This is a genomic window from Streptomyces sp. TRM70350, assembly GCF_019219825.1.
In the GTDB taxonomy this organism is placed as follows: domain Bacteria; phylum Actinomycetota; class Actinomycetes; order Streptomycetales; family Streptomycetaceae; genus Streptomyces.
In genome coordinates this window covers 97618-122361 of record NZ_JAHUXH010000008.1, presented here as the reverse complement: position 1 = coordinate 122361, position 24744 = coordinate 97618, and the positions used below count along the sequence as shown (strand labels likewise).

General features: G+C 69.4%; 23 protein-coding genes and 1 tRNA gene. 10 read left to right on the top strand and 14 right to left on the bottom strand.

Annotated features, from left to right (window positions below):
* The first annotated feature begins 19 nt into the window (after positions 1–19).
* The 8 genes from KWI83_RS15460 to KWI83_RS15425 all read left to right on the top strand — a co-directional run bounded on the left by KWI83_RS15460 (position 20) and on the right by KWI83_RS15425 (position 6234).
* Positions 20–1087, top strand: a complete 1068-nt coding sequence (locus KWI83_RS15460; RefSeq protein WP_218514941.1) for a hypothetical protein — start codon at positions 20–22, stop codon at positions 1085–1087.
* 26 nt (positions 1088–1113) lie between these two features.
* Positions 1114–2127, top strand: a complete 1014-nt coding sequence (locus KWI83_RS15455; RefSeq protein WP_218514940.1) for a hypothetical protein — start codon at positions 1114–1116, stop codon at positions 2125–2127.
* Positions 2128–2157: 30 nt separating this feature from the next.
* Positions 2158–3261, top strand: coding sequence for a hypothetical protein (locus KWI83_RS15450; protein ID WP_218514939.1), 1104 nt, complete (start codon positions 2158–2160; stop codon positions 3259–3261).
* On the top strand, positions 3261–3980 hold the full coding sequence (locus tag KWI83_RS15445) for a hypothetical protein (protein ID WP_218514938.1): 720 nt from the start codon (positions 3261–3263) through the stop codon (positions 3978–3980). The genes KWI83_RS15450 and KWI83_RS15445 overlap by 1 nt, the downstream gene beginning before the upstream one ends.
* Positions 3981–4005: 25 nt before the next feature.
* The gene (locus KWI83_RS15440) at positions 4006–4413 is read left to right on the top strand and encodes an ATP-binding protein (RefSeq protein WP_218514937.1); all 408 of its coding nucleotides are present in this window, start codon (positions 4006–4008) and stop codon (positions 4411–4413) included.
* Between the two features lie 431 nt (positions 4414–4844).
* Entirely contained in the window at positions 4845–5720 is an 876-nt protein-coding gene (locus KWI83_RS15435; RefSeq protein WP_218514936.1) for a peptidoglycan-binding protein, read from the top strand.
* 36 nt (positions 5721–5756) lie between these two features.
* Positions 5757–5984, top strand: a complete 228-nt coding sequence (locus tag KWI83_RS15430) for a hypothetical protein (RefSeq protein ID WP_218514935.1) — start codon at positions 5757–5759, stop codon at positions 5982–5984.
* Positions 5971–6234: a hypothetical protein gene (locus KWI83_RS15425; protein WP_218514934.1), complete on the top strand. Its 264-nt coding sequence runs from the start codon at positions 5971–5973 to the stop codon at positions 6232–6234. Before KWI83_RS15430 ends, KWI83_RS15425 begins: the two co-directional genes overlap by 14 nt.
* A 57-nt stretch (positions 6235–6291) precedes the next feature.
* Here the strand turns inward: KWI83_RS15425 and KWI83_RS15420 are convergent, their stop codons facing one another.
* The 10 genes from KWI83_RS15420 to KWI83_RS15375 form a co-directional block, all read right to left on the bottom strand.
* The gene (locus KWI83_RS15420; RefSeq protein WP_218514933.1) at positions 6292–10191 is read right to left on the bottom strand and encodes a DNA-directed RNA polymerase subunit beta'; all 3900 of its coding nucleotides are present in this window, start codon (positions 10189–10191) and stop codon (positions 6292–6294) included.
* Between the two features lie 94 nt (positions 10192–10285).
* On the bottom strand, positions 10286–13771 hold the full coding sequence (gene rpoB / locus KWI83_RS15415; protein ID WP_218514932.1) for a DNA-directed RNA polymerase subunit beta: 3486 nt from the start codon (positions 13769–13771) through the stop codon (positions 10286–10288).
* Positions 13772–14359: 588 nt separating this feature from the next.
* Positions 14360–14749: a 50S ribosomal protein L7/L12 gene (rplL, locus tag KWI83_RS15410; protein ID WP_218515061.1), complete on the bottom strand. Its 390-nt coding sequence runs from the start codon at positions 14747–14749 to the stop codon at positions 14360–14362.
* Between the two features lie 110 nt (positions 14750–14859).
* Complete coding sequence (gene rplJ, locus KWI83_RS15405) at positions 14860–15390, bottom strand: 50S ribosomal protein L10 (RefSeq protein ID WP_030641169.1); 531 nt, start codon at positions 15388–15390, stop codon at positions 14860–14862.
* Between the two features lie 312 nt (positions 15391–15702).
* Positions 15703–16650: a hypothetical protein gene (locus KWI83_RS15400; RefSeq protein ID WP_218514931.1), complete on the bottom strand. Its 948-nt coding sequence runs from the start codon at positions 16648–16650 to the stop codon at positions 15703–15705.
* A 139-nt stretch (positions 16651–16789) separates the two neighbouring features.
* The gene (gene rplA / locus KWI83_RS15395) at positions 16790–17515 is read right to left on the bottom strand and encodes a 50S ribosomal protein L1 (protein ID WP_218514930.1); all 726 of its coding nucleotides are present in this window, start codon (positions 17513–17515) and stop codon (positions 16790–16792) included.
* Positions 17516–17591: 76 nt separating this feature from the next.
* Positions 17592–18026 carry a 50S ribosomal protein L11 gene (rplK, locus tag KWI83_RS15390; RefSeq protein ID WP_019525223.1) on the bottom strand — a complete coding sequence of 145 codons (435 nt, stop codon included), beginning with the start codon at positions 18024–18026 and terminating at the stop codon, positions 17592–17594.
* Positions 18027–18158: 132 nt separating this feature from the next.
* Positions 18159–18968: a transcription termination/antitermination protein NusG gene (nusG, locus tag KWI83_RS15385; protein ID WP_171114320.1), complete on the bottom strand. Its 810-nt coding sequence runs from the start codon at positions 18966–18968 to the stop codon at positions 18159–18161.
* Positions 18969–19045: 77 nt separating this feature from the next.
* A complete protein-coding gene (gene secE / locus KWI83_RS15380; protein ID WP_218514929.1) occupies positions 19046–19333 on the bottom strand; it encodes a preprotein translocase subunit SecE in 288 nt (95 codons plus the stop codon).
* A gap of 105 nt (positions 19334–19438) precedes the next feature.
* Positions 19439–19511 (bottom strand) — tRNA-Trp (locus tag KWI83_RS15375).
* A gap of 294 nt (positions 19512–19805) precedes the next feature.
* Between KWI83_RS15375 and KWI83_RS15370 the strand changes: the two genes are divergently transcribed.
* Both KWI83_RS15370 and KWI83_RS15365 read left to right on the top strand, forming a co-directional pair.
* Positions 19806–21032 carry a pyridoxal phosphate-dependent aminotransferase gene (locus KWI83_RS15370; protein WP_218514928.1) on the top strand — a complete coding sequence of 409 codons (1227 nt, stop codon included), beginning with the start codon at positions 19806–19808 and terminating at the stop codon, positions 21030–21032.
* Positions 21033–21180: 148 nt separating this feature from the next.
* Positions 21181–22236: an adenosine deaminase gene (locus KWI83_RS15365; RefSeq protein ID WP_218514927.1), complete on the top strand. Its 1056-nt coding sequence runs from the start codon at positions 21181–21183 to the stop codon at positions 22234–22236.
* Here the strand turns inward: KWI83_RS15365 and KWI83_RS15360 are convergent.
* The 4 genes from KWI83_RS15360 to rpmG all read right to left on the bottom strand — a co-directional run bounded on the left by KWI83_RS15360 (position 22233) and on the right by rpmG (position 24661).
* Complete coding sequence (locus KWI83_RS15360) at positions 22233–23288, bottom strand: UDP-N-acetylmuramate dehydrogenase (RefSeq protein WP_218514926.1); 1056 nt, start codon at positions 23286–23288, stop codon at positions 22233–22235. The genes KWI83_RS15365 and KWI83_RS15360 overlap by 4 nt on opposite strands.
* Before the next feature lie 117 nt (positions 23289–23405).
* Positions 23406–23834, bottom strand: coding sequence for a MaoC family dehydratase (locus KWI83_RS15355; RefSeq protein ID WP_218514925.1), 429 nt, complete (start codon positions 23832–23834; stop codon positions 23406–23408).
* A 4-nt stretch (positions 23835–23838) separates the two neighbouring features.
* A complete protein-coding gene (locus KWI83_RS15350; protein WP_218514924.1) occupies positions 23839–24291 on the bottom strand; it encodes a MaoC family dehydratase N-terminal domain-containing protein in 453 nt (150 codons plus the stop codon).
* Between the two features lie 205 nt (positions 24292–24496).
* Positions 24497–24661 carry a 50S ribosomal protein L33 gene (gene rpmG, locus KWI83_RS15345; RefSeq protein ID WP_003948671.1) on the bottom strand — a complete coding sequence of 55 codons (165 nt, stop codon included), beginning with the start codon at positions 24659–24661 and terminating at the stop codon, positions 24497–24499.
* Positions 24662–24744: the final 83 nt, after the last annotated feature.

The window sequence follows — 24744 nt, the reverse complement described above, 5'->3', positions numbered from 1 at the left end:
TCAGCTCGGAAGGATCCCCATGAACGCACGCTCCGTGTGGCTGTCCGCCGACAGCCAGACCCTGGAGGACACCCGGGTCGCCCCGCTCGGCACCCTCACCCCCGCCTCACCGGTCGCCACCCGCTCGGGCATCCTGCCCGGCTCCTACGACGGCCAGTACCGCGTCTCCGGCTTCTGGCTGGCCGGCGTCGACGGCACCATGACGGCGACGGTCAGCTCCGGCCGCGCCGTCGTCCAGGCCGCCGAGTCCCGCGGCGCCTACCCGGTCGCCCTCACCGACGGGGTACCGCTGACCTTCGCGGACGGCGACCCCCAGTACGGCCGGATCGACCTGGTCGTCCTGCGCGTCTACGACGACGCCTACGACGGCTCCGGCCGCGCCGAGGCCGCCGTCGAGATCGTCCAGGGCACCCCCGCCGCGACCCCGGCCGCGCCGGCCGCGCCGGAGGTGTCCCTCCCGCTGTTCCGGGTGGCCGTCGCCGCGGCCACCTCCGCCGGCACCGGCGGCATCCCCTGGGGCTCGGCCCTCACCGACCTGCGCCCTACCACCGTCGCGGTCGGCGGCATCCTGCCCGCCCTGCCCGGCGACACCACGCCCGGCGCGTACCCCGGCCAGTACCGCGACGTGAACGGCATCCTCCAGCGCTGGAACGGCACGGCGTGGCTGACGGCGACGACACCTCCGGCGTTCACCCAGTCCAACGACGCCGGGAAGACCGCGTCGACGACGTACACGGCCGCCCTGACGGACACCGCCGTCGCGGCCCTGACCCTCGCCTTCACCGCCCCGCCCACGGGCGCGGTCCTGCTCAGCATGGGCGCGCGCATTCAGACCGGGAACAGCAACACCGCCAGCGGGTTCATGTCCCCGCAGATCACCCAGGGCGGCACCGTGATCCTGCCCCCGAGCGACGAGACCGCCGTGGTCTACGGCGGTGCGGTGGCCGCGTCCGTGTCGACCCAGATGCGGCTGTACGGGCTGACCGCGGGCGCGAGCTACACGGTCACCGCGATGCACCGCTCCAGCGACGCCGCGGTGACCTGCTCGTTCGACAACCTCTTCGTGCGGGTCGAAGCGAGCGCCTGAACTCCTCCTCCTGAAAGGAGTTGCCCATGCCCCTGCACTTCGGGTGGCTGTCCCCGGACGGCCAGACCCGCACCGACACCCGCCTCACCGCGCTCGGCGCGCTCACCCCCACCTCCCCCGTCGCCACCCGCTCCGGCATCCTGCCCGGCTCCGACGACGGCCAGTGGCGCATCTCCGGCTTCACGGTCACCGGCTCGCCGGGTTCCATGACCGCGACCGTGTACCCGGGCCGGGCCATCATCCAGGGCGCGGACACCCAGGGCGCCTACCCGGTCGCCCTGTCCGACCTCGTCACCCTCACGTTCGCCGACGGTGACGCCCAGTACGACCGGATCGACCTGGTCGTCCTGCGGGTCTACGACGACGCCTACGACGGCTCCGGCCGCACCGAGGCCGCGCTGGAGATCGTCCAGGGCACCCCGGCCGCGACCCCGGCGGTGCCCGCCACCCCCGCCCTGGCCATCGTGCTGTACGAGGTCCGCGTCCCGGCGGGAGCCGGCGCGGGCTCCGGCGGTATCGACTGGGACACCGCCCTCACGGGCCGCCGTACCGCCACGGTCGCCATCGGCGGCATCCTGCCGGTCACCACCGACACCTCGATCGGCGCCTACCCCGGCCAGTACCGCGACGTCAACGGCACCCTCCAGCGCTGGAACGGCTCCGCCTGGTCCACCTACCAGCCGCCGGTCGCCGTGGAGACCACGACCACGGGGGCCGCCGCGGCCACCAACTGGTCGCTGGTGTCCTTCAGCGCCCGGCGCGCCCACGGTGTCTGCACGTTCCTCGTGATCGTCTCCCGCACCGGCGCCGACCTCACCGGCGGCACCGCCACGGCGGGCAACATCATCGACGAGGTGATCTGCACCCTGCCCTCCGGCTGGCGTCCGGCGGCCGACATGGACGCCCTCGCCGCCAACGGCACGGCCGACGGCAGCGCCCGGCTCCTTCCCGACGGTTCGGTCCAGCTGCGCAGCTGGACGCCCGGCGGGGTGATCGCCACCGGCAGCCAGCTGCGCGTCAGTGGCACCTACGTGCTGTGACGTCCCGTCCGACAAGGAGCTGACCGCCGTATGACCACGACCACCCCGTACCGCGCGATCTTCTGCGATCTGCGCACCGACAGCACCATCGACATCCTCCCCCTGCGCGACGTCACCGTCGACGACTACATAGGCAAGGCCGGCTCCCTCTCCGGCACCGTGCCCGTCCCCGACGCCGCGATGGCGGCCCGCGCCCGCCGCATCGAGGAGGGCCGCACCGCCGTCTACCTGGAGCGCGGCGGCGACCTGTGGTGGGGCGGCATCATCTGGACCAGCACCCTGCACAGCAGCGACCGCGGCGTGCTCACGCTCGGCATCCAGGCGGCGACCTTCGACTCGTACGCGGGCAGGCGCCGGATCCGGGCGGACCTGACGTACACGAACAAGGACCAGCTTCAGGTCGTACGGGAACTCTGGCGCGACCTGCAGAGCCTGCCCGGCGGCGACATCCGGGTCGGTGAGGGGACCGAGAGCTCCCCGCAGACCCGCACCATCGCCTACCGGGACGGCGACGAGACCCTCTACTCCGAGGCCATCGACACCCTCGCCGCCATGGACAACGGCTTCGAGCACCACATCTCCGTCTACCGCGACCCGGCCACCGGCGCCCGGATCCGGCAGCTCCGCCTGGGCAGCCCGAAGATCCTCACCGGCACCACCGACCTGGTGCTGGACCGCCCGGGCAGCATCCTGGCGTACTCCTTCCCCCGCGACGCCACCCGCGGCGGCACCACCGCCCGGGCGCGCGGGGCGTCGAAGAACGACAACCAGGCGGCGGAGTCCCGCCCGGAGTGCAGCGACGTCCAGGTGGCCGACCGGCTGATCGCCGACGGCTATCCGCGCATCGACCTGTCCTCGGACCACAACTCGATCACCGACAAGGCCACCCTGAACTCGCTGGCCGCCGCCGAACTCGCCGCGGCGACCGGCGCGGTGGTGATCCCCGAGATCAGCATCCGCATCGACGACCTGGTCCCGCCCGCGCTCCTCGGCCGTACCGTCCGCCTGCGCATCACCGACGAGTGGTGGACCGAGGGCCTGGACGCCCGCTACCGGATCATCGGCGTGAAGGTCAGCCCGGCGCAGCGCGGCCGCCCCGACACCGCCGAGCTCTATCTGGAGGAGGCCTCCTGATGCCCCAGCTCCCCGAGGACATCATCGACCGGCTGACCGCCATGGAACGCCGGATCCAGCAGCTGTCCACCGCCGTCAACTCCCGGCCCGCGCTGAACAAGGTGTCCGGGGGCGGGGTGGAGATCACCGACGGCGGGTACCTCGCCGTCCGGCCGCCGGGCGGGGGCCCCGCGGTCTTCGCGGTCGGCGCCTGGGAGGGCGCGGAGTACGGCCTCGCCATCCGCCGGCAGACCGGTGCGCTCGCCATGAGCCTCTACAACGGCGACGGCACCAGCACCTCGCAGCAGCCGCTGCGGATCTACGACCCGCAGGGCCGCGAGATCATCTCCGACGACATCTCCACCGGCGGCCTGGCCCGGCCCTGGCTGGTCATGCTGCCCCCGCAGGACACCGGGATGACGCGCTGGCCGCAGACCACGGCGACCTCGTGGACGACGATCGCGGTGTCGCACAACCCGGTCTGGCAGCCGAAGATGCGGCTCATGCTGAACACCCGCGTCAGCTCCGGCGCCACCGGCCAGGTCCGGGTCCTGGTGGCCGGAGCCCAGTGGGGCAGCACCATCACCGCCGGCTCGGACTGGGACCACACGGCCCTGATCAGCACCGACTTCGCCTCGATCCAGGGCACCACGGTCAGGTTCGAGCTTCAGGCCATGGTGACCAGCAGCTCCGGCACCGTCTACGCGAACCCGGTCCTCATGTACGGCCGCCAGACCTGACAAGTCCTGAGGAAGGAACGCACTCATGGACATCGACCCGACCCAGCCCTGGGGCGCCGCGATCGACTACGCGGGCCGCGCCACCGTCGTCGAGGACGGCCACATCATCCACGTCAACATCACCGACACCAGCCTCAGCACAGTCATCGAGCCCGACTCGGTCACCGGCCGCTACCCGACCGTCTACGTCACCGCCCAGTTCACCGAAACCGGCGAGAACAACGTCGTCCTGCGCGGCTACGGGCAGGTCGGTGTCCAGCCCACCGGCACCGAACCGGTCACACCGGACGCGACCGCCATCCAGCGGGCGGTGGCCGCGGCGACAGCCGACTTCCAGGCGAACACAGCGGCGTACGCCGCCCTGTGCGCGGCCTGGACGACACCGCCGACCCCCGCCGACCCCGCCGTTCCCGAGGACCCCGCCGACCCGTGACCCCGCGGTTCCCGGCCATTGCCGACCCCCTGGACCCCACCACTCCCGGCGACCCCGCCGTTCCCGCGGACCCCGCCGACCTGTGACCCCGCGGCTCCCGGCCATTACCGACCCCCTGGACCCCACCACTCCCGGCGACCCCGCCGACCCGTGACCCCACGGCTCCCGGCCATTGCCGACCCCCTGGACCCCACCACTCCCGGCGACCCCGCCGTTCCCGCGGACCCCGCCGACCTGTGACCCCGCGGCTCCCGGCGCCCCCCAAACGCAGACCCTGCTAACCCCGCTGACCCCGCCGTTCCCGCCGTTCCCGGCGAGGAAACGCCCCCCGGCTGATCCGCGACCCATCCAGCACCCCGCACCCCGCACCCCGCGCCACCACCGGCCGGGGTTTTCTCATGCCCCGACTCAGGCCCCGAAAGGCACCGCCCATGGCCAACCCCCTCACCGCCGACGCCCTCGTGTCCGCCCTGCGGGCCGAGGGCGTCGTCGTCGTCGAACATCCCGGCTGGCGCACCAACAACCGCAACCGCAAGGGCGCCTGGGGCCCGGTGAACGGCGTGATGATCCACCACACCGTCACGACCGGCACCACCGCCACCGTCGCCCTCTGCTTCAAGGGCCACTCCGGCCTGCCCGGCCCGCTCTGCCACGCCGTCATCGCCAAGGACGGCACCGTCCATCTCGTCGGCCACGGCCGCGCCAACCACGCGGGCGCCGGCGACCCGGACGTCCTCGCCGCGGTCACCGCCGAACGCACCCGGCTCCCCGCCCCCGACCAGCGCACCACCGACGGCAACGCCCGCTTCTACGGCTTCGAGTGCGTCAACCTCGGCGACGGCAAGGACCCCTGGCCCGAGGCCCAGCTCGACGCCATCGTCCGGGCGTCGGCCGCGCTGTGCCGAGCACACGGCTGGAGCGCGGCCTCGGTCATCGGCCACAAGGAGTGGACCAGCGCGAAGATCGACCCCCGGGGCTTCACCATGGCCTCGCTGCGCGCCCGGATAGCCGACCGCCTCGGCAGCAAGCCCACGAGCCCCAAGCCCTCGACCCCCCGCTACCAGCCCTTCCCGGGCACGGCCTGGTTCAAGAAGCACCCCAAGTCCCCCGTCGTCACCGCCATGGGCAGACGCCTGGTCGCCGTCGGCTGCTCCGCGTACGCCTCCGGCCCCGGCCCCCAGTGGACCGAGGCCGACCGCCGCAGCTACGCGAAGTGGCAGCGCAGGCTCGGCTACACGGGCGCCGACGCCGACGGCTGGCCGGGCAAGAAGTCGTGGGCGGCGCTGAAAGTCCCGTACAGCTCCTGAACTGCTCCTGAACAGCTCCCGAAAGGAGGAACACCCATGTCGGAAGCTGCCAAGCGGACCCTGCGCACCGTCGTGCAGACCGCCGCCGCCCTCGGTGTCCTGCTCCCCGCCACCGTCGACGCGTCCGACCTCCCCCAGGCCCTCCCCTGGGCCGCCGGAGCCCTGACCACCGCCGGGGCGCTGGCGCGGGCCATGGCCCTGCCCGCCGTACAGGCCCTGCTCCCGGCCTGGCTGCGCACTGGAGGTGCCGATGACCGACCCTGACCCGAACGACCCACTCACCATCGCCCTCGAACTGGAACGCCTGCGCGGTTCCCTGGAGGCCGGCTTCGCCCGGGTCGACGGATCCCTCGCGCTCCTCGTCCAACGCAGCGACCAGACCGACAAGCAGCTCGCCGACCACGAGCAGCGCCTCGACTCGTTGGAACGCTCCCGCTGGCCCCTCGCCAGCATCGGCGCCGTGGCCGCGCTCACCACCGCTGCCGTGACCGTCGTGGAGCTGACCGGTCGCTGAGCACACGCCGAGGGGCGGCCCCCGGAAAGGGACCGCCCCTCGGTTCGAGCGACTCGCTTACTGGTTGTACGGACCGTAGTCGTAGTCCTCCAGCGGCACGGCCTGGCCGGAGCCCGTGCCGAACGGCGAGTAGTCGATGTCGTCGTAGCCCACGGCCGAGTACATCGCGGCCTTGGCCTCCTCGGTCGGCTCGACCCGGATGTTGCGGTAGCGGGACAGACCCGTACCGGCCGGGATGAGCTTACCGATGATGACGTTCTCCTTGAGGCCGATCAGGGAGTCGGACTTGGCGTTGATCGCCGCGTCCGTGAGGACCCTGGTCGTCTCCTGGAAGGACGCCGCCGACAGCCAGGACTCGGTCGCCAGCGAGGCCTTGGTGATACCCATGAGCTGCGGACGACCGGAGGCCGGGTGACCGCCCTCCTGGACCACACGACGGTTCTCGTGCTCGAAGCGCGAACGCTCGACCAGCTCACCGGGCAGCAGCTCGGCGTCGCCGGACTCGATGATCGTCACACGGCGCAGCATCTGCCGGATGATGATCTCGATGTGCTTGTCGTGGATCGACACACCCTGCGAGTTGTACACCTTCTGGACCTCGCCGACCAGGTGGACCTGGACGGCACGCTGGCCCAGGATGCGCAGCACGTCGTGCGGGTTGGTGGCACCCACGGTGAGCTTCTGGCCCACCTCCACGTGCTCGCCCTCGCTGACCAGGAGCCGGGCGCGCTTCGAGATCGGGTACGCCGTCTCGTCGCTGCCGTCGTCCGGGGTGACGACGATCTTCTTGGTCTTCTCGGTCTCCTCGATCCGGACGCGGCCGGTGGCCTCGGAGATCGGGGCGACACCCTTCGGGGTACGGGCCTCGAAGAGCTCGACGACACGCGGCAGACCCTGGGTGATGTCGTCACCGGCCACACCACCGGTGTGGAAGGTACGCATCGTCAGCTGCGTACCGGGCTCACCGATGGACTGGGCGGCGATGATGCCGACCGCCTCACCGATGTCGACCAGCTTGCCGGTGGCCAGCGAGCGGCCGTAGCACATGGCGCAGGTGCCGACGGCGGACTCGCAGGTGAGGACCGAGCGGGTCTTGACCTCGGAGACCCCGTGCAGGATCAGCTCGTCGATGAGCACGTCGCCCAGGTCGGTACCGGCCGGGGCCAGCACCTTGCCGTCCACGACGATGTCCTCGGCGAGGCAGCGCGCGTACACGGACGTCTCGACGTCCTCCGCCTTGAGCAGCGCACCGTCGGCGCCCCGCGTGGCGATCTTCAGCCGCAGACCGCGGTCGGTGCCGCAGTCCTCCTCGCGGATGATGACGTCCTGCGAGACGTCGACCAGACGACGGGTGAGGTAACCCGAGTCGGCGGTACGCAGAGCGGTGTCCGCCAGACCCTTACGGGCACCGTGCGTGGAGATGAAGTACTCCAGCACGGACAGACCCTCACGGAACGACGCCTTGATGGGCCGCGGGATGGTCTCGTTCTTGGCGTTGGACACCAGACCGCGCATACCGGCGATCTGACGCATCTGCATCATGTTTCCTCGGGCACCCGAGTTGACCATCATGAAGATCGGGTTGGTCTTCGGGAAGTTGCCCGTCATGGCCTCGGCGACCTCGTTGGTCGCGTTGGTCCAGATGCCGATGAGCTCCTGGGTGCGCTCGTCCTTGGTGATCAGACCGCGCTCGTACTGCTTCTGGACCTTCTCGTCCGCCGCCTCCCACTTGGCGACGATCTCCTTCTTCGCCTCGGGGACGACGACGTCGGAGATCGAGACGGTGACACCGGAACGGGTGGCCCAGTAGAAGCCGGCCGCCTTCAGGTTGTCGAGCGTGGCCGCCACGATGACCTTCGGGTAGCGCTCGGCCAGGTCGTTGACGATCTGCGAGAGCTGCTTCTTGCCGACCTCGTAGTCGACGAACGGGTAGTCCTCGGGCAGCAGCTCGTTGAAGAGCGCACGACCCAGCGTGGTCTTCAGCGTGAAGCTGTCACCCTGCTGCCACTCCGGCTCGCCCTCCTCACGGACCGGCGGCACCCAGCCACGCGGCGGGATGGTGCCCACCGGGAAGCGGATGTCGACCCGCGCCTGCAGCGACAGCTCGCCGGCGTCGAACGCCATGATCGCCTCGGCGACCGAGGAGAACGGACGGCCGGCGCCCTTGATGGCGCGGCCCTCGTCGTCCGTGGTGAGGAAGTACAGGCCCAGCACCATGTCCTGGGTCGGCATCGTCACCGGACGGCCGTCGGCCGGCTTGAGGATGTTGTTCGAGGACAGCATCAGGATGCGGGCCTCGGCCTGCGCCTCCGCGGACAGCGGCAGGTGTACGGCCATCTGGTCACCGTCGAAGTCCGCGTTGAACGCGGTGCACACGAGCGGGTGGATCTGGATGGCCTTGCCCTCGACCAGCTGCGGCTCGAAGGCCTGGATGCCCAGGCGGTGCAGGGTGGGCGCACGGTTCAGCAGCACCGGGTGCTCGGCGATGACCTCTTCGAGGACGTCGTACACGACGGTGCGGCCGCGCTCCACCATGCGCTTGGCGCTCTTGATGTTCTGCGCGTGGTTGAGGTCCACGAGCCGCTTCATCACGAACGGCTTGAACAGCTCCAGCGCCATCGCCTTCGGCAGACCGCACTGGTGCAGCTTCAGCTGCGGACCGACGACGATCACGGAACGCGCGGAGTAGTCCACACGCTTACCGAGCAGGTTCTGACGGAAGCGACCCTGCTTGCCCTTCAGCATGTCGCTGAGGGACTTCAGCGGGCGGTTACCGGGACCGGTGACCGGACGGCCGCGGCGGCCGTTGTCGAACAGCGCGTCGACGGCCTCCTGGAGCATGCGCTTCTCGTTGTTGACGATGATCTCGGGCGCGCCGAGGTCGAGAAGCCGCTTCAGTCGGTTGTTCCGGTTGATCACACGGCGGTACAGGTCGTTCAGGTCGGAGGTCGCGAAGCGGCCACCGTCCAGCTGCACCATCGGACGCAGGTCCGGCGGGATCACCGGGACGCAGTCGAGGACCATGCCCTTGGGGCTGTTGGACGTCTGCAGGAAGGCGGAGACGACCTTCAGCCGCTTGAGCGCACGGGTCTTCTTCTGGCCCTTGCCGGTACGGATGATCTCGCGGAGGCGCTCGGCCTCCTCCTCCAGGTCGAAGGACTCCAGGCGCTTCTGCAGCGCCGCGGCGCCCATCGAACCGTCGAAGTACGTGCCGAAGCGGTCACGCAGCTCGCGGTAGAGCAGCTCGTCGCCCTCCAGGTCCTGGACCTTGAGGTTCTTGAACCGGTTCCACACCTCGTCGAGCCGGTCGATCTCCCGCTGCGCACGGTCGCGCAGCTGCTTCATCTCCCGCTCGGCGCCTTCGCGCACCTTGCGGCGCACGTCGGACTTGGCGCCCTCGGCCTCCAGCTCGGCGAGGTCCGCCTCCAGCTTCTTGGCGCGGGCCTCCAGGTCGGCGTCCCGGCGCTGCTCGATCTGCTGCCGCTCGACGGAGACGTGCGCCTCCAGCGAGGGCAGGTCGCGCGTGCGGCGCTCCTCGTCCACGTACGTGATCATGTACGCGGCGAAGTAGATGACCTTCTCCAGGTCCTTCGGGGCGAGGTCGAGCAGGTAGCCCAGCCGCGACGGAACGCCCTTGAAGTACCAGATGTGCGTGACGGGGGCGGCCAGTTCGATGTGGCCCATCCGCTCACGGCGCACCTTGGCGCGCGTGACCTCGACGCCACAGCGCTCGCAGATGATGCCCTTGAAGCGGACGCGCTTGTACTTGCCGCAGTAGCACTCCCAGTCCCGGGTCGGACCGAAGATCTTCTCGCAGAAGAGTCCGTCCTTCTCGGGCTTGAGGGTGCGGTAGTTGATGGTCTCGGGCTTCTTGACCTCGCCGTGGCTCCACTGACGGATGTCGTCAGCGGTGGCCAGGCCGATCCGGAGCTCGTCGAAGAAGTTGACGTCGAGCACTATGCGTCAATCCCTCTCAGGGTCGTAAGTCTTGGGGTCTGAAACGGGGGTCCTGGGGCCGGAGGCCTCCTGGTGGGAGGCCTCCGGACTCCCGTCAGACCTCTTCGACGCTGCTCGGCTCGCGCCGGGACAGGTCGATGCCGAGCTCCTCCGCAGCGCGGAAGACGTCCTCGTCGGTGTCACGCATCTCGATGGACATACCGTCGCTGGACAGCACCTCCACGTTCAGGCACAGGGACTGCATCTCCTTGATGAGCACCTTGAAGGACTCGGGGATGCCGGGTTCGGGGATGTTCTCGCCCTTGACGATGGCCTCGTAGACCTTCACGCGGCCGGTGACGTCGTCGGACTTGATGGTCAGCAGCTCCTGGAGGGCGTAGGCGGCGCCGTACGCCTCGAGTGCCCACACCTCCATCTCGCCGAACCGCTGGCCACCGAACTGGGCCTTACCACCCAGCGGCTGCTGGGTGATCATCGAGTACGGACCGGTCGAACGGGCGTGCAGCTTGTCGTCGACCAGGTGGTGCAGCTTCAGGATGTACATGTAGCCGACCGAGATCGGGTCCGGGAACGGCTCACCGCTACGGCCGTCGAACAGCCGCGCCTTGCCGGACGGGAGCACCATGCGCTCGCCGTCGCGGTTGGGGATGGTGTGCTGCAGCAGACCCGCGAGCTCGTCCTCACGCGCACCGTCGAAGACCGGGGTGGCGACGTTGGTGCCGGGCTCGACCTGGTCGGCGCCGATGGCCTGCAGGCGCTGCGCCCACTCGTCGGCGAGGCCGGAGACGTCCCAGCCGCGGCTGGCGAGCCAGCCGAGGTGGATCTCCAGAACCTGTCCCGGGTTCATTCGGGACGGCACACCCAGCGGGTTGAGGATGATGTCGACCGGGGTGCCGTCCTCCAGGAACGGCATGTCCTCGATCGGCAGGATCTTGGAGATGACACCCTTGTTGCCGTGCCGGCCGGCGAGCTTGTCACCGTCGGTGATCTTGCGCTTCTGCGCGACGTAGACGCGGACCAGCTGGTTCACGCCCGGCGGCAGCTCGTCGCCCTCCTCGCGGTCGAAGACGCGCACACCGATGACCTTGCCGGTCTCGCCGTGCGGCACCTTCAGCGAGGTGTCACGGACCTCACGGGCCTTCTCACCGAAGATCGCGCGCAGCAGGCGCTCCTCCGGCGTCAGCTCGGTCTCGCCCTTGGGCGTGACCTTGCCGACGAGGATGTCACCGGCGATGACCTCGGCACCGATACGGATGATGCCGCGCTCGTCGAGGTCGGCGAGGACCTCCTCGGAGACGTTCGGGATGTCCCGGGTGATCTCCTCGGGGCCGAGCTTGGTGTCACGGGCGTCGACCTCGTGCTCCTCGATGTGGATCGAGGAGAGGACGTCGTCCTGCACGAGGCGCTGCGACAGGATGATCGCGTCCTCGTAGTTGTGACCCTCCCACGGCATGAACGCCACGAGCAGGTTCTTGCCGAGCGCCATCTCGCCCTGCTGGGTGGCCGGACCGTCGGCGAGGACCTGGCCCTCGACGATGCGGTCGCCCTCGGTGACGATGACCTTCTGGTTGACCGAGGTGCCCTGGTTGGAGCGGGCGAACTTGGCCAGGCGGTACGTGATGTACGTGCCGTCGTCGTTGGCGGTGGTGATGTAGTCCGCGGAGACCTCCTGGACCACACCGGTCTTCTCGGCCTTGACCACGTCGCCGGCGTCGACCGCGGAGCGGTACTCCATGCCGGTGCCGACGAGCGGGGACTCCGCCTGGATCAGCGGCACGGCCTGGCGCATCATGTTCGCGCCCATGAGGGCACGGTTGGCGTCGTCGTGCTCCAGGAACGGGATCATGGCGGTCGCGACCGACACCATCTGGCGCGGCGAGACGTCCATGTAGTCCACGTCCTCGGGGGCGACGTAGTCGACCTCACCGCCACGGCGGCGGACCAGGACGCGGGCCTCGGCGAAGCGGAGATCGTCGGTCAGCGGCGCGTTGGCCTGCGCGATGACGAAGCGGTCCTCCTCGTCGGCGGTCAGGTAGTTCACCTCGTCGGTGACCTGGCCGTCGATCACCTTGCGGTACGGGGTCTCGACGAAACCGAACGCGTTGACCCGGCCGTAGGTGGCGAGCGAGCCGATCAGACCGATGTTCGGGCCTTCCGGCGTCTCGATCGGGCACATGCGGCCGTAGTGCGACGGGTGCACGTCACGGACCTCGAAGCCGGCCCGCTCACGGGACAGACCACCCGGGCCGAGGGCGTTGAGACGACGCTTGTGCGTCAGGCCCGACAGCGGGTTGTTCTGGTCCATGAACTGGGACAGCTGGCTGGTGCCGAAGAACTCCTTGATGGAGGCGACGACCGGCCGGATGTTGATCAGGGTCTGCGGCGTGATCGCCTCGACGTCCTGGGTGGTCATGCGCTCGCGCACGACGCGCTCCATACGGGCGAGACCCGTACGGACCTGGTTCTGGATCAGCTCGCCGACGCTGCGGATGCGGCGGTTGCCGAAGTGGTCGATGTCGTCGGTCTCGACCATGATGGAGCGACCGGAGTCGCCGACCGTCTCGGTCTCACCGGCGTGCAGCTTCACCAGGTACTTGATCGTCGCGATGATGTCCTCGACGGTCAGGACGCCCGCATCCAGCGGCGTGTCCGTACCCAGCTTCTTGTTGACCTTGTAGCGGCCGACCTTGGCGAGGTCGTAACGCTTGGGGTTGAAGTACAGGTTCTCCAGCAGCGTCTGCGCGGCCTCACGCGTGGGGGGCTCGCCCGGGCGCAGCTTGCGGTAGATGTCGAGCAGCGCGTCGTCCTGGCCCTGGGTGTGGTCCTTCTCCAGGGTGGCGCGCATCGACTCGTACTCGCCGAACTCCTCAAGGATCTGCTCGGTCGTCCAGCCGAGCGCCTTCAGCAGAACGGTGACGGACTGCTTGCGCTTGCGGTCGATACGGACACCGACCATGTCGCGCTTGTCGATCTCCATCTCCAGCCAGGCACCCCGGGACGGGATGATCTTGGCGGAGAAGATGTCCTTGTCGGACGTCTTGTCGATCGTGGAGTCGAAGTAGACACCCGGCGAGCGCACCAGCTGCGACACGACGACACGCTCGGTGCCGTTGATGACGAAGGTGCCCTTGTTCGTCATGAGCGGGAAGTCGCCCATGAAGACCGTCTGGGACTTGATCTCGCCGGTCTCGTTGTTGGTGAACTCGGCGGTGACGAAGAGCGGAGCCGCGTAGGTGAAGTCACGCTCCTTGCACTCGTCGATCGAGTTCTTCGGCGGCTCGAAGCGGTGGTCGCGGAACGTCAGCGACATCGACCCGCTGAAGTCCTCGATCGGGGAGATCTCCTCGAAGATCTCCTCGAGCCCGGACTTGGTGGGGACGTCCTGACCGTTGTCCAGAGCCTCCTCGACACGAGCCTTCCACGCGTCGTTGCCGAGCAGCCAGTCGAAGCTCTCGGTTTGCAGCGCAAGAAGGTTCGGAACCTCGAGGGGCTCCTTGATCTTTGCAAAGGAGATGCGCAGCGGGGCGGTGCTGGCGCCGTTGTTCGTATTCGCGGTCGAGGCAGTGCGCGAGGCGGCCAAGAGGGGGTCCTTCCGAGGGCTCGGACTCACTACGCGCGTACCGGCCCCTCACCGATACACAGAGACAGAAGTCCCAGGTCAGGGACGGTCCGGTCGTCGGTGCTCAAGCGAGGGCATGCCCCTGGTGACGGGCAGGGGACAGCTAACAGGCAGCGCAAAGGGTCAGTGTAGCCACTTGGCACACTGATGTCCAGTGCGGGTTTTCGAAGAACCTCGATGCCCTCGTTGTTCTCAACCCCTGCGACAAGGCCACGCCCTCAACGCCACGTTGATACTGCCCTCTTCGTCGTCGATCCATGCCTCGGATTCGGATCCTTGTGACGACGCGTCCTGAGAATTGCGCGCTGCGTGCGGTTCGTCAAGGCCCCCTTGCCCAAGCCGAGGTGCTGCGCTCGTCACGTGCAGCCAGCCACAAGGGCGCGGAGAGGCACGACGAAGATCACCTTACTCCTCGCGACCGCGGGTGCAAGGCAGCCGCCGCCGACCCTCAGGAACGCCGAAGAGCGACCACCCGGATGGATGATCGCTCTTCGGTGCGTTCGCGTTACAGCCCTACGGGGCTGTCGTCAGCGCGCGGAGAGGTCGGCCTTACTTGACCTCGACGGAGGCGCCGGCGCCCTCCAGGGCCTCCTTGGCCTTGTCCGCGGCGTCCTTGGCAACCTTCTCCAGGACGGGCTTCGGGGCGCCGTCCACCAGGTCCTTGGCCTCCTTCAGGCCGAGGGAGGTCAGCTCGCGCACGACCTTGATGACCTGGATCTTCTTGTCACCGGCGCCGGTGAGGACGACGTCGAACTCGTCCTTCTCCGGCTCGGCCTCGGCGGCAGCGCCACCGGCGGCGGCACCGGCGACGACGACCGGGGCGGCCGCGGCGGCGGTGACGTCGAACTTCTCCTCGAACGCCTTCACGAACTCGGAGAGCTGGATCAGGGTCATCGACTCGAACTCGGCGAGCAGTTCTTCCTGGGTGAGAGCCACGATGGCTTTCCTTCCACTTAAATCGGCTGGTGCCGGGATGTACATGACTGGCGGGCGTACGTTCGGCCCGCTACGACCGCTGCCTGAAGGCGGCGGTCATGATGCGAGCCGAATTACTCGGCACCGCCCTGCTCGGCCTGCTTGGCGCGCAGCGCGTCCACGGTGCGGACGAGCTTCGACGGCAGCGCCTGGAAGACGGAGGCAGCCTGGGACTGCTTCGCCTTGAAGGCACCGGCCAGCTTGCTGAGCAGAACCTCGCGGGACTCGAGGTCCGCAAGCTTCTTGATCTCGTCGGCGGACAGCGCCTTGCCGTCAAGGACACCGCCCTTGATGACGAGATTCGGGTTGTCCTTGGCGAAGTCACGAAGACCCTTCGCCGACTCCACCGGGTCACCGGTGACGAAGGCGACGGCCGTCGGACCAGCGAACAGCTGGTCGTCCAGCGTGATCCCGGCCTCGTTGGCCGCAATCTTGGTCAGTGTGTTCTTCACCACGGCGTACTGGGCGTTCTCACCGAGCGAACGGCGCAGCGTCTTGAGCTGCGCCACGGTGAGACCGCGGTACTCGGTCAGCACGGCGGCGTTGGAGCTGCGGAACTTGTCCGTCAGCTCGGCAACCGCGGCAGCCTTGTCGGGCCTCGCCATAGAGCCTCGGCCTCCTTCCGGGTGATTCGGACCGCGCGGACCCGAAGGAGGACTGGGGAAAACGAAACGCCCCGGCGCAGGCGCACGGGGCGGACTCGACCGGCCGTACATGCGGGGACGCACGTACTCCGGGAGTACTTCCACTGTCACCTGCGCGGGCCGTCCGCAGTTCAGCGGATCCTTCGGCCACCGCACCCTCGTACGAGCGCGCGGCAACAACCAGCGGTCTTTGGCTTCCGCAGAAGAGTACGGGACCGCATCCCTGTCAAGCAAATCCGCCCGTACGGCCCTCGGCCCGCCGCAGCACGGGACTCAGGAGCCGCCTCCGCCGCCGCCCTGCCGCTGTCGCAGCAGCTCCCTGAAGTCCTGGGTGTCGTCGGCCGGCGGCCGCTCGGCGGAGACCTCGGCCCCGTAGTCGCTGTAGTACGCGGTCTGGGTCAGCTCCCCGGTCACCATCCGCCCCCTCTCGACCTTCTTGACCAGCAGGTCCCGCTCGTTGACCCATATGTCGACGGTCTGCGTGGTCACGCCGGCCCGTTCGAGCTGTGCCCTGAGGTCGGCGAGGCGGTCGGCGGAGAGGTGGGAGTTCCGGGCGGCGAGGTCGGCCACGTCGACGGTGCCGGAGTAGTGCGTGGTCCGCTCGCCGCGCACCTCCTCCGTGCCGACCTCCTTGACGTCCCCGGAGGCCAGCAGCAGCTCCACGGACTGCTTCGGGGTGGTGTTGCGCATCTGGTCCTGCAGATACGCGCCGGAGCCCCCGGTGAGGTCGGCCAGGTCGTCGTACGCGTACCGCACCCAGTGGCGGCCGCCCGCCTGCTCGGCGAACGTGTCGCCCATGCGCGCGTAGTAGGCGTCCGGCAGATAGCGGGCCTCCATCGACGTACTGCCCAGTTGGCGCATGGTGTCGGCCATGGTGCCGCCGGTGTAGGTGATGGTCAGGGTGCCGGTGATGCCGTCGCTCCAGCCGAGGACGCCGTCGGCCGTCATGGACATCAGCGTGCCCATCGTCGTCCTGGACTCCACGCGCGCGGAGTCGGCCAGGTCCGTGGACCGCTCGGCGGAGCGCAACGCGGCGATCGGGGCGACGCGTGCCCCGCTCTCGTCTGACGGCCGGTCCTCTGCGGCCGGGCGGTCGTCCGCGGCCGGGCGGCCGGACGAGTCCGCGGTGGTGCAGCCGGCCAGGCCGCCGGTCAGCGCGGCCACGGCCGCCAGCGCGACGGCCACGCGGCGCACGCCCCGGCGCAGGATGGTGCTCGTCATTCGTCCCCCCATTGCGAGATGCGAGTCCCGTGCAAGCACGCTAACCCAGGCCACTGACAACCGTCCCCCACGGCGACGAAACGGGCCCCGCACCTGGAGCAGGTGCGGGGCCCGTGACCGACTTCAGCGAGCCATGGGCTCAGACCGCGGCCGGGTCCTCCTCGACGAGGAGGTTGCGGGTGCGGTTCGGGTCGACCGGGATGCCGGGGCCCATCGTGGTGGTGATGGCGGCCTTCTTGATGTAGCGACCCTTGGCGGCGGACGGCTTCAGACGGAGGATCTCCTCCAGCGCGGCGCCGTAGTTCTCCACCAGCTTGGCGTCGTCGAAGGACACCTTGCCGATGATGAAGTGCAGGTTCGAGTGCTTGTCGACGCGGAACTCGATCTTGCCGCCCTTGATGTCGTTGACAGCCTTGACGACGTCCGGGGTCACGGTGCCGGTCTTCGGGTTCGGCATCAGACCACGGGGACCGAGCACGCGGCCGAGGCGGCCGACCTTGCCCATGAGGTCCGGGGTGGCGACGACGGCGTCGAAGTCCAGACGCCCCTTCGACACCTCGTCGATCAGCTCGTCGGCGCCGACGATGTCGGCGCCCGCGGCACGCGCGGCCTCGGCACGGTCGCCGGTCGCGAAGACCAGGACCCGGGCGGTCTTACCGGTGCCGTGCGGAAGGTTCACGGTGCCACGGACCATCTGGTCGGCCTTGCGCGGGTCGACACCCAGACGGAAGGCGACCTCGACGGTGCCGTCGAACTTGGTCGTGGAGGTCTCCTTGGCGAGACGGACGGCCTCAAGCGGGGCGTAGAGCTTTTCCCGGTTGACCTTGGCGTCCGCAGCGCGGAGAGACTTGCTGCGCTTGCTCACTACTGCTCCTGGGGTTCTTAGGAGTCGTGGTCCGGGCCGAGCAGGCCCTGCCACTACTGCTCTGGGAGGTTGGGGCTCAGCCCTCGACCGTGACGCCCATGGAACGGGCGGTGCCGGCGATGATCTTCTCGGCGGCGTCCAGGTCGTTGGCGTTGAGGTCGGGCATCTTGGTGGTGGCGATCTCGCGGACCTGCTCGCGGGTGATCTTCGCGACCTTGGTCTTGTGCGGCTCGCCGGAGCCCTTCTCCACGCCCGCGGCCTTGAGGATCATCTTGGCGGCCGGCGGGGTCTTGGTGATGAAGGTGAAGGAGCGGTCCTCGTAGACCGTGATCTCCACCGGGATGACCCAGCCACGCTGCGACTCGGTCGCGGCGTTGTAGGCCTTGCAGAACTCCATGATGTTGACACCGTGCTGACCCAGCGCGGGGCCGACCGGCGGGGCCGGGTTGGCGGCACCGGCCTGGATCTGGAGCTTGATGAGCCCCGTGACCTTCTTCTTCTTGGGAGGCATTCCGGGTCCTCTTCCTCTTCCTGTACTTGTGCCCAAAGGCAACCGCACAACGGTAACGGATACCGCCGTGCGGCTAAAAACCGAGCAGGTCAGAGCGGCCCGAAGCCACTCTGACCTGCTCGAGGCGCTGCGTCAGTTCTTCTGGATCTGGTCGAACGAGAGCTCGACCGGCGTCTCCCGGCCGAAGATCTCCACCAGGCCCTTGACCTTCTTGGAGTCGGGGTTGATCTCGTTGATCGTCGCCTGCAGCGTGGCGAACGGGCCGTCGGTGACGGTGACCGAGTCGCCCACCTCGAAGTCCAGCACCTGGACCTCGACCTTGCGCTGCGGCGCCGGCTTGCCCTCGGCCTCGGCGGCCTCGCGGGCGGCCTTCTCCTCCGCCTCCGGGGCGAGCATCTTGACGATCTCGTCCAGGGTCAGCGGGTACGGGTCGTAGGCGTTGCCGACGAAGCCGGTGACGCCGGGGGTGTTGCGCACGACGCCCCAGGACTCGTTCGTCAGGTCCATGCGGACCAGGACGTAGCCCGGGAGCTTGTTCTGCTTGATCGTCTTGCGGTCGCCGTTCTTGATCTGGACGACCTCTTCCTGCGGCACCTCGGCCTGGAAGATGTAGTCCTCGACGTTCAGCGAGACGGCGCGCTGCTCCAGGTTGGTCTTCACGCGGTTCTCGTAACCGGCGTAGGTGTGGATCACGTACCACTCGCCGGGCAGGGTCCGCAGTTCCTCACGGAGCTTCTCGACGGGGTCGAGCTCGGCCTCGGGCTCGGCCTCCTCCGCGGGCTCCTCGTCGACGTGCACGGCGGCTTCCTCCGCGGGCTCACCCGCGGCGGCGTCGGCAGCCTCGGCCTCGTCCAGGTCCTCGTCCGCACCCTCGACGATGTCGAGCTCGTCTTCCACGGACTCGACCGGCTCGATGGCGTCGTTCACGTTCGGGTCAGACACGGTGGCTGCTTCTTCCTGGATCATGGGGGTGGAACACGCGAAAGGGGCGCCGGGTCGCGGCGCCCTTCGCTCTTGGCTCAGCCAAAGACGTACTTGGCGGCGTGGTCGAGCCCATAGTCAATCACGGTGACCAGTCCGATCATGACGACGACGAAGATGATCACAACGGTGGTGTATCGCGTCAGCTGGGTGCGCGTGGGCCAGACGACCTTGCGGAGCTCCGCGACGATCTGCCGGTAGAAGAGGGCGAGGCGCTTCAGCGGGCCCTTCTTGGCACGCTTGCCGCCCTTGCGGGTCTTCTTCTGGGACTCCGGTGTCTCGTCCTGAGCATCAGGCGTGTCGATGGAGCCCACGGCGTCCGTCATTCGTCCTCACCTGATCCCGGGTCGTGGCCGTGCCGCGCCCGGTCTGAGCCGCACGGCGGTGCATTGCTGTACGTACCTGTGCACACATCCTGGCGGTGTGTGAAGCAGGGCCGGAGGGACTTGAACCCCCAACCGCCGGTTTTGGAGACCGGTGCTCTACCAATTGAGCTACGACCCTTTGTGTGTCCCCCAACGTACCGCATCCAACCGGGTGCTCGGTGTGCACCGGCCGAGCGCGGGCTCAGTGAAGGCCAACGAGGTGAGAGTGTACGTGGTCCTGAGCCGGTCGTCGAACAGAAAGAGCCCGTGGGGCCTGCGCCCCGGGGAGATCGCCGCCTTCTGGTCCGCGGACTGGCCGAAGATCACCCAGGCCACCCGATGTATCCGGACTGTTGTTCAGTGGTTTGCCCTGAGCTGTTCAGTCCGTGAAACCCGTGTGCCGGGCCGGTTTCCGGTCTGAAACGATGGCCTCATGAGCGCTGCAACCCCACCCACCGAGCGCCGGGTCTCGGCCCGCATCGGCGCGATCTCCGAGTCCGCCACCCTCGCCGTGGACGCCAAGGCCAAGGCCCTGAAGGCCGCCGGGCGTCCGGTGATCGGATTCGGCGCCGGCGAGCCCGACTTCCCGACTCCGCACTACATCGTCGAGGCCGCGATCGAGGCCTGCAAGAACCCCAAGTACCACCGCTACACCCCGGCCGGCGGCCTGCCCGAGCTGAAGGCCGCGATCGCCGTGAAGACGCTGCGCGACTCCGGTTACGAGGTCGACGCGTCCCAGATCCTGGTCACCAACGGCGGCAAGCAGGCCATCTACGAGGCCTTCGCCGCGATCCTCGACCCGGGCGACGAGGTCATCGTCCCCGCCCCGTACTGGACGACGTACCCGGAGTCGATCCGCCTGGCCGGCGGCGTCCCGGTCGAGGTCGTCGCCGACGAGACGACCGGCTACCGGGTCAGCGTGGAGCAGCTGGAGGCGGCCCGCACGGAGCGGACGAAGGTCGTCCTGTTCGTCTCCCCGTCCAACCCGACCGGCGCGGTCTACTCCGAGGCCGAGACGGAGGCCATCGGCCGCTGGGCCGTCGAGCACGGCCTGTGGGTGCTCACCGACGAGATCTACGAGCACCTGGTCTACGGCGACGCGTCGGCCGTGTCGATGCCGGCCGTCCTGCCGGAGCTGCGCGACAAGTGCATCGTGGTCAACGGTGTGGCGAAGACGTACGCCATGACCGGCTGGCGCGTGGGCTGGATCATCGGCCCGAAGGATGTCGTGAAGGCCGCGACGAACCTCCAGTCGCACGCCACGTCGAACGTCTCGAACGTCGCCCAGGTGGCCGCGCTGGCCGCCGTCTCCGGCGACCTGGACGCCGTGGCGACGATGCGCGAGGCCTTCGACCGCCGCCGCCGCACGATCGTGCGGATGCTCAACGACATCGACGGCGTCGTCTGCCCCGAGCCCGAGGGCGCGTTCTACGTGTACCCGTCGGTGAAGGCCCTGCTCGGCAAGGAGATCCGCGGCAAGCGCCCGCAGAACACCGTCGAGCTGGCCGCGCTGATCCTGGAGGAGGTCGAGGTCGCGGTCGTCCCGGGCGAGGCTTTCGGCACGCCGGGCTATCTGCGGCTGTCGTACGCCCTGGGCGACGAGGACCTCGTCGAGGGCGTGAGCCGCATCCAGAAGCTGCTGGCGGAGGCGCGCGACTGACGTCCACGACGACGTGGCCGTGCTGTACGCGCGCGTGCACGGGCCGTCTCCCTCCGGGGAGGCGGCCCGTTCCGTTTCTTCGTGCGAGCAAGACCACGAACGGGGAAAGCGCTACCGGGACGAGCAGGCCGTACGGCAGGATCCTGGGATGGAACGTGTACGTGATGTCTCCGACCTCCCGAAGGCCCATCTGCACCTGCACTTCACCGGCTCGATGCGGCCGGGCACCCTGCTGGAGCTGGCCGACAAGTACGGCGTACGGCTGCCCGACGTGCTGTCCGAGGCCCTGGTCAGCGGGGAGCCGCCGAGACTGCGGGCGACGGACGAGCGGGGCTGGTTCCGCTTCCAGCGGCTGTACGACGCCGCGCGCTCGTGCCTGAGGCAGCCGGAGGACATCCAGCGGCTGGTGCGGGAGGCGGCCGAGGAGGACCTGAGGGACGGCTCGGGCTGGCTGGAGATCCAGGTCGACCCGACGTCGTACGCCCCGCGCCTGGGCGGCCTGATCGCGGCGCTGGAGATCATCCTGGACGCGGTGGACTCGGCGGTGCGGGAGACCGGGCTGGGGATGCGCGTCCTGGTCGCCGCGAACCGTATGAAGCACCCGCTGGACGCGCGCACGCTGGCCCGTCTGGCCACCCGGTACGCCGACCGCGGCGTGGTCGGCTTCGGCCTCTCCAACGACGAGCGGCGCGGCATGGCCCGCGACTTCGACCGCGCCTTCGCCATCGCCCGCGAGGGCGGTCTGCTGTCCGCCCCGCACGGCGGCGAGCTGACCGGCCCCGCCTCGGTCCGCGACTGCCTGGACGACCTGCACGCCGACCGGGTGGGCCACGGCGTGCGCGCGGCGGAGGACCCGCGCCTGCTGAAGCGCCTGGCCGACCGGGGCGTCACCTGCGAGGTGTGCCCGGCGTCGAACGTGGCTCTCGGCGTCTACGAGAAGCCCGAGGACGTCCCCCTGCGCACTCTCTTCGAGGCCGGCGTCCCGCTGGCCCTGGGCGCCGACGATCCGCTGCTGTTCGGCTCCCGTCTGGCGGCCCAGTACGAGATCGCCCGCGAGCACCACGCCTTCACGGACGCGGAACTGGCCGAACTGGCCCGCCAGTCGGTACGGGCGTCGGCGGCGCCGGAGGAGACGAAGGCGAGGCTGCTGGCGGGGGTGGACGCCTGGCTGACGTCGAGCGAGCCCGCGAGCCCATACACCTAGAGGCTGACGCCGACCGTCACCGGCTCGTTGACCAGGGTGATCCCGAAGGCCTCACGCACCCCGGCGACGACCTCGCGGGCCAGCGCCAGCAGGTCGTCCGTGGTCGCCTCGCCGCGGTTGGTGAGGGCGAGGGTGTGCTTGGTGGAGATCCGGGCGGGCCCGGTGCCGTACCCCTTGCCGAATCCGGCCTTGTCGATCAGCCAGGCGGCGGAGGTCTTGGTGTGCCCGTCCCCGGCCGGGTACGCGGGCGGCTCCACGCCCTCGCCGAGACGCTCCCGCACGCGCGCGTGGAACGCGGCGAACTGGGCGTCCGTGAGGATCGGGTTGGTGAAGAAGGACCCGGCGGACCAGGTGTCGTGGTCCTCGGGGTCGAGCACCATGCCCTTCCCGGCGCGCAGCTTCAGCACGGTGTCGCGGGCGTCGCCGAGCGGGACCCGGTCGCCCGGTTCGACCCCGAGCGCGCGGGCCGTCTCGGCGTACCGGATGGGCCCCGACAGCCCGCCCGCGTCCTCCAGCTCGAAGCGGACGCGCAGGACGACGTACCGCTCGGGGGCGGCCTTGAAGCGGCTGTGGCGGTACGAGAACCCGCACTCGGCGTTCGTGAGGGTGACCGTCTCGCCCGCCTCGCGGTCGTAGGCGATCACCTCGGTGATGGTGGCGGAGACCTCCTGGCCGTACGCCCCCACGTTCTGGATCGGCGTCGCTCCCGCCGATCCCGGGATCCCGGCCAGGCACTCGACACCGGCCAGCCCGGCCTCCACGGTGCGTGCGACGGCGTCCGTCCACACCTCACCGGCGGCCAGCTCCAGCCGCGTACCGACCAGCTCGAAGCCGCGGGTGGCGAGGCGCAGGGCGGTCCCGTCGAACCCCTTGTCACCGATGACCAGGTTCGAACCACCGCCGATGACCAGCAACGGCGTCCCGGTGGCATCGGCCTCCCGCACGACGTCGACGACCTCGGCGTCGGTCGTCGCGGTCACCAGCCGGGTCGCGGGGCCGCCCAGCCGGAACGTGGTCAACGGGGCGAGGGGAGCGTCGTGGAGTACCTGCACGCGCCCAAGACTACGAGACGGCACTGACAGGCTCCGTGGCGCACGCGCGCGTGCGCCCGTCACGGCACCGGTAAGGGGCGCCCGCCCTGGCGAACGCCCCTTACTCAAGTGCACAGCTCAAGCCAGTCGGACAACCGCCCGGGACATCCCCAGGACCTTCTGTCCGGCGCTCGTCGCCGTGAGGTCCACACGGACCGCGTTGTCGTCGAGCTTGGCGGCCACCTTGCCGCTGACCTCGATCGTGGCCCCCTGGTCGTCGTTCGGGACCACGACGGGCTTGGTGAAGCGGACGCCGTACTCGACGACCGCTCCCGGGTCCCCGGCCCAGTCGGTGACCACGCGGATCGCCTCGGCCATGGTGAACATGCCGTGCGCGATGACGTCCGGCAGGCCCACCTCCTTGGCGAACTTCTCGTTCCAGTGGATGGGGTTGAAGTCCCCGGAGGCGCCCGCGTACTGGACGAGCGTGGCGCGGGTCACGGGAAAGGACTGCGCGGGCAGTTCGGTGCCGACCTCGACGTCGGCGTACGCGATCCTGGCGGTCATCTGCTCACGCCTCCTCGGCCGCGCGGGCCACCAGCTTGGTCCAGGCGGTCACGACGTGCTCCCCGGCCTCGTCGTGGACCTCACCACGGACGTCCAGGATGTCGTTGCCCGCCATGGACTTGATGGTCTCGATCGTCGAGGTGACCGTGAGCCGGTCACCGGCGCGCACCGGGCGGCTGTAGGCGAACTTCTGGTCGCCGTGCACGACGCGGCTGTAGTCCAGGCCGAGCTGCGGGTCGTCGATGACCTGCCGCGCCGCCTTGAAGGTGATCGCGAACACGAAGGTGGGCGGGGCGATCACGTCGGGGTGGCCGAGGGCCTTGGCGGCTTCCGGATCCGTGTAGGCCGGGTTGGCGTCTCCCACCGCCTCCGCGAACTCACGGATCTTCTCCCGGCCCACCTCGTAGTGGTCGGTGGGCGGGTAGCTCCGCCCCACGAAGGACTGGTCGAGCGCCATGGCTCGGCACCTCCTGGTTTCTGCTCTGGTCGACCCACCGTGCCGGGTCAACCGTATAAAAGCCGCTGTGGCCGATTGCGCTCGGTGGGCACGCCGGCCGAAAGGGTGACCGAAAACGAAAGGGTGACCGAAAAGGCCACGAGGCCGCCCCCTGAACTGTGGGGCGGCCTCGTGTTACGAGCCGTACGAGATGTACGAGCCTGCGTCAGCGCGTTTCGCGGTGCGCGGTGTGCGCGTTGCAGCGGGGGCAGTGCTTCTTCATCTCAAGCCGGTCCGGGTTGTTACGCCGGTTCTTCTTGGTGATGTAGTTCCGCTCCTTGCACTCCACGCAGGCCAGCGTGATCTTCGGGCGGACGTCGGTGGCAGCCACGTGAGTGCTCCTTGACGAACGGGTAGGTTAATTCAACGCAAGAAAGAGTAGCCGATCGAAGGACCGACCCCGCAATCGGCTAC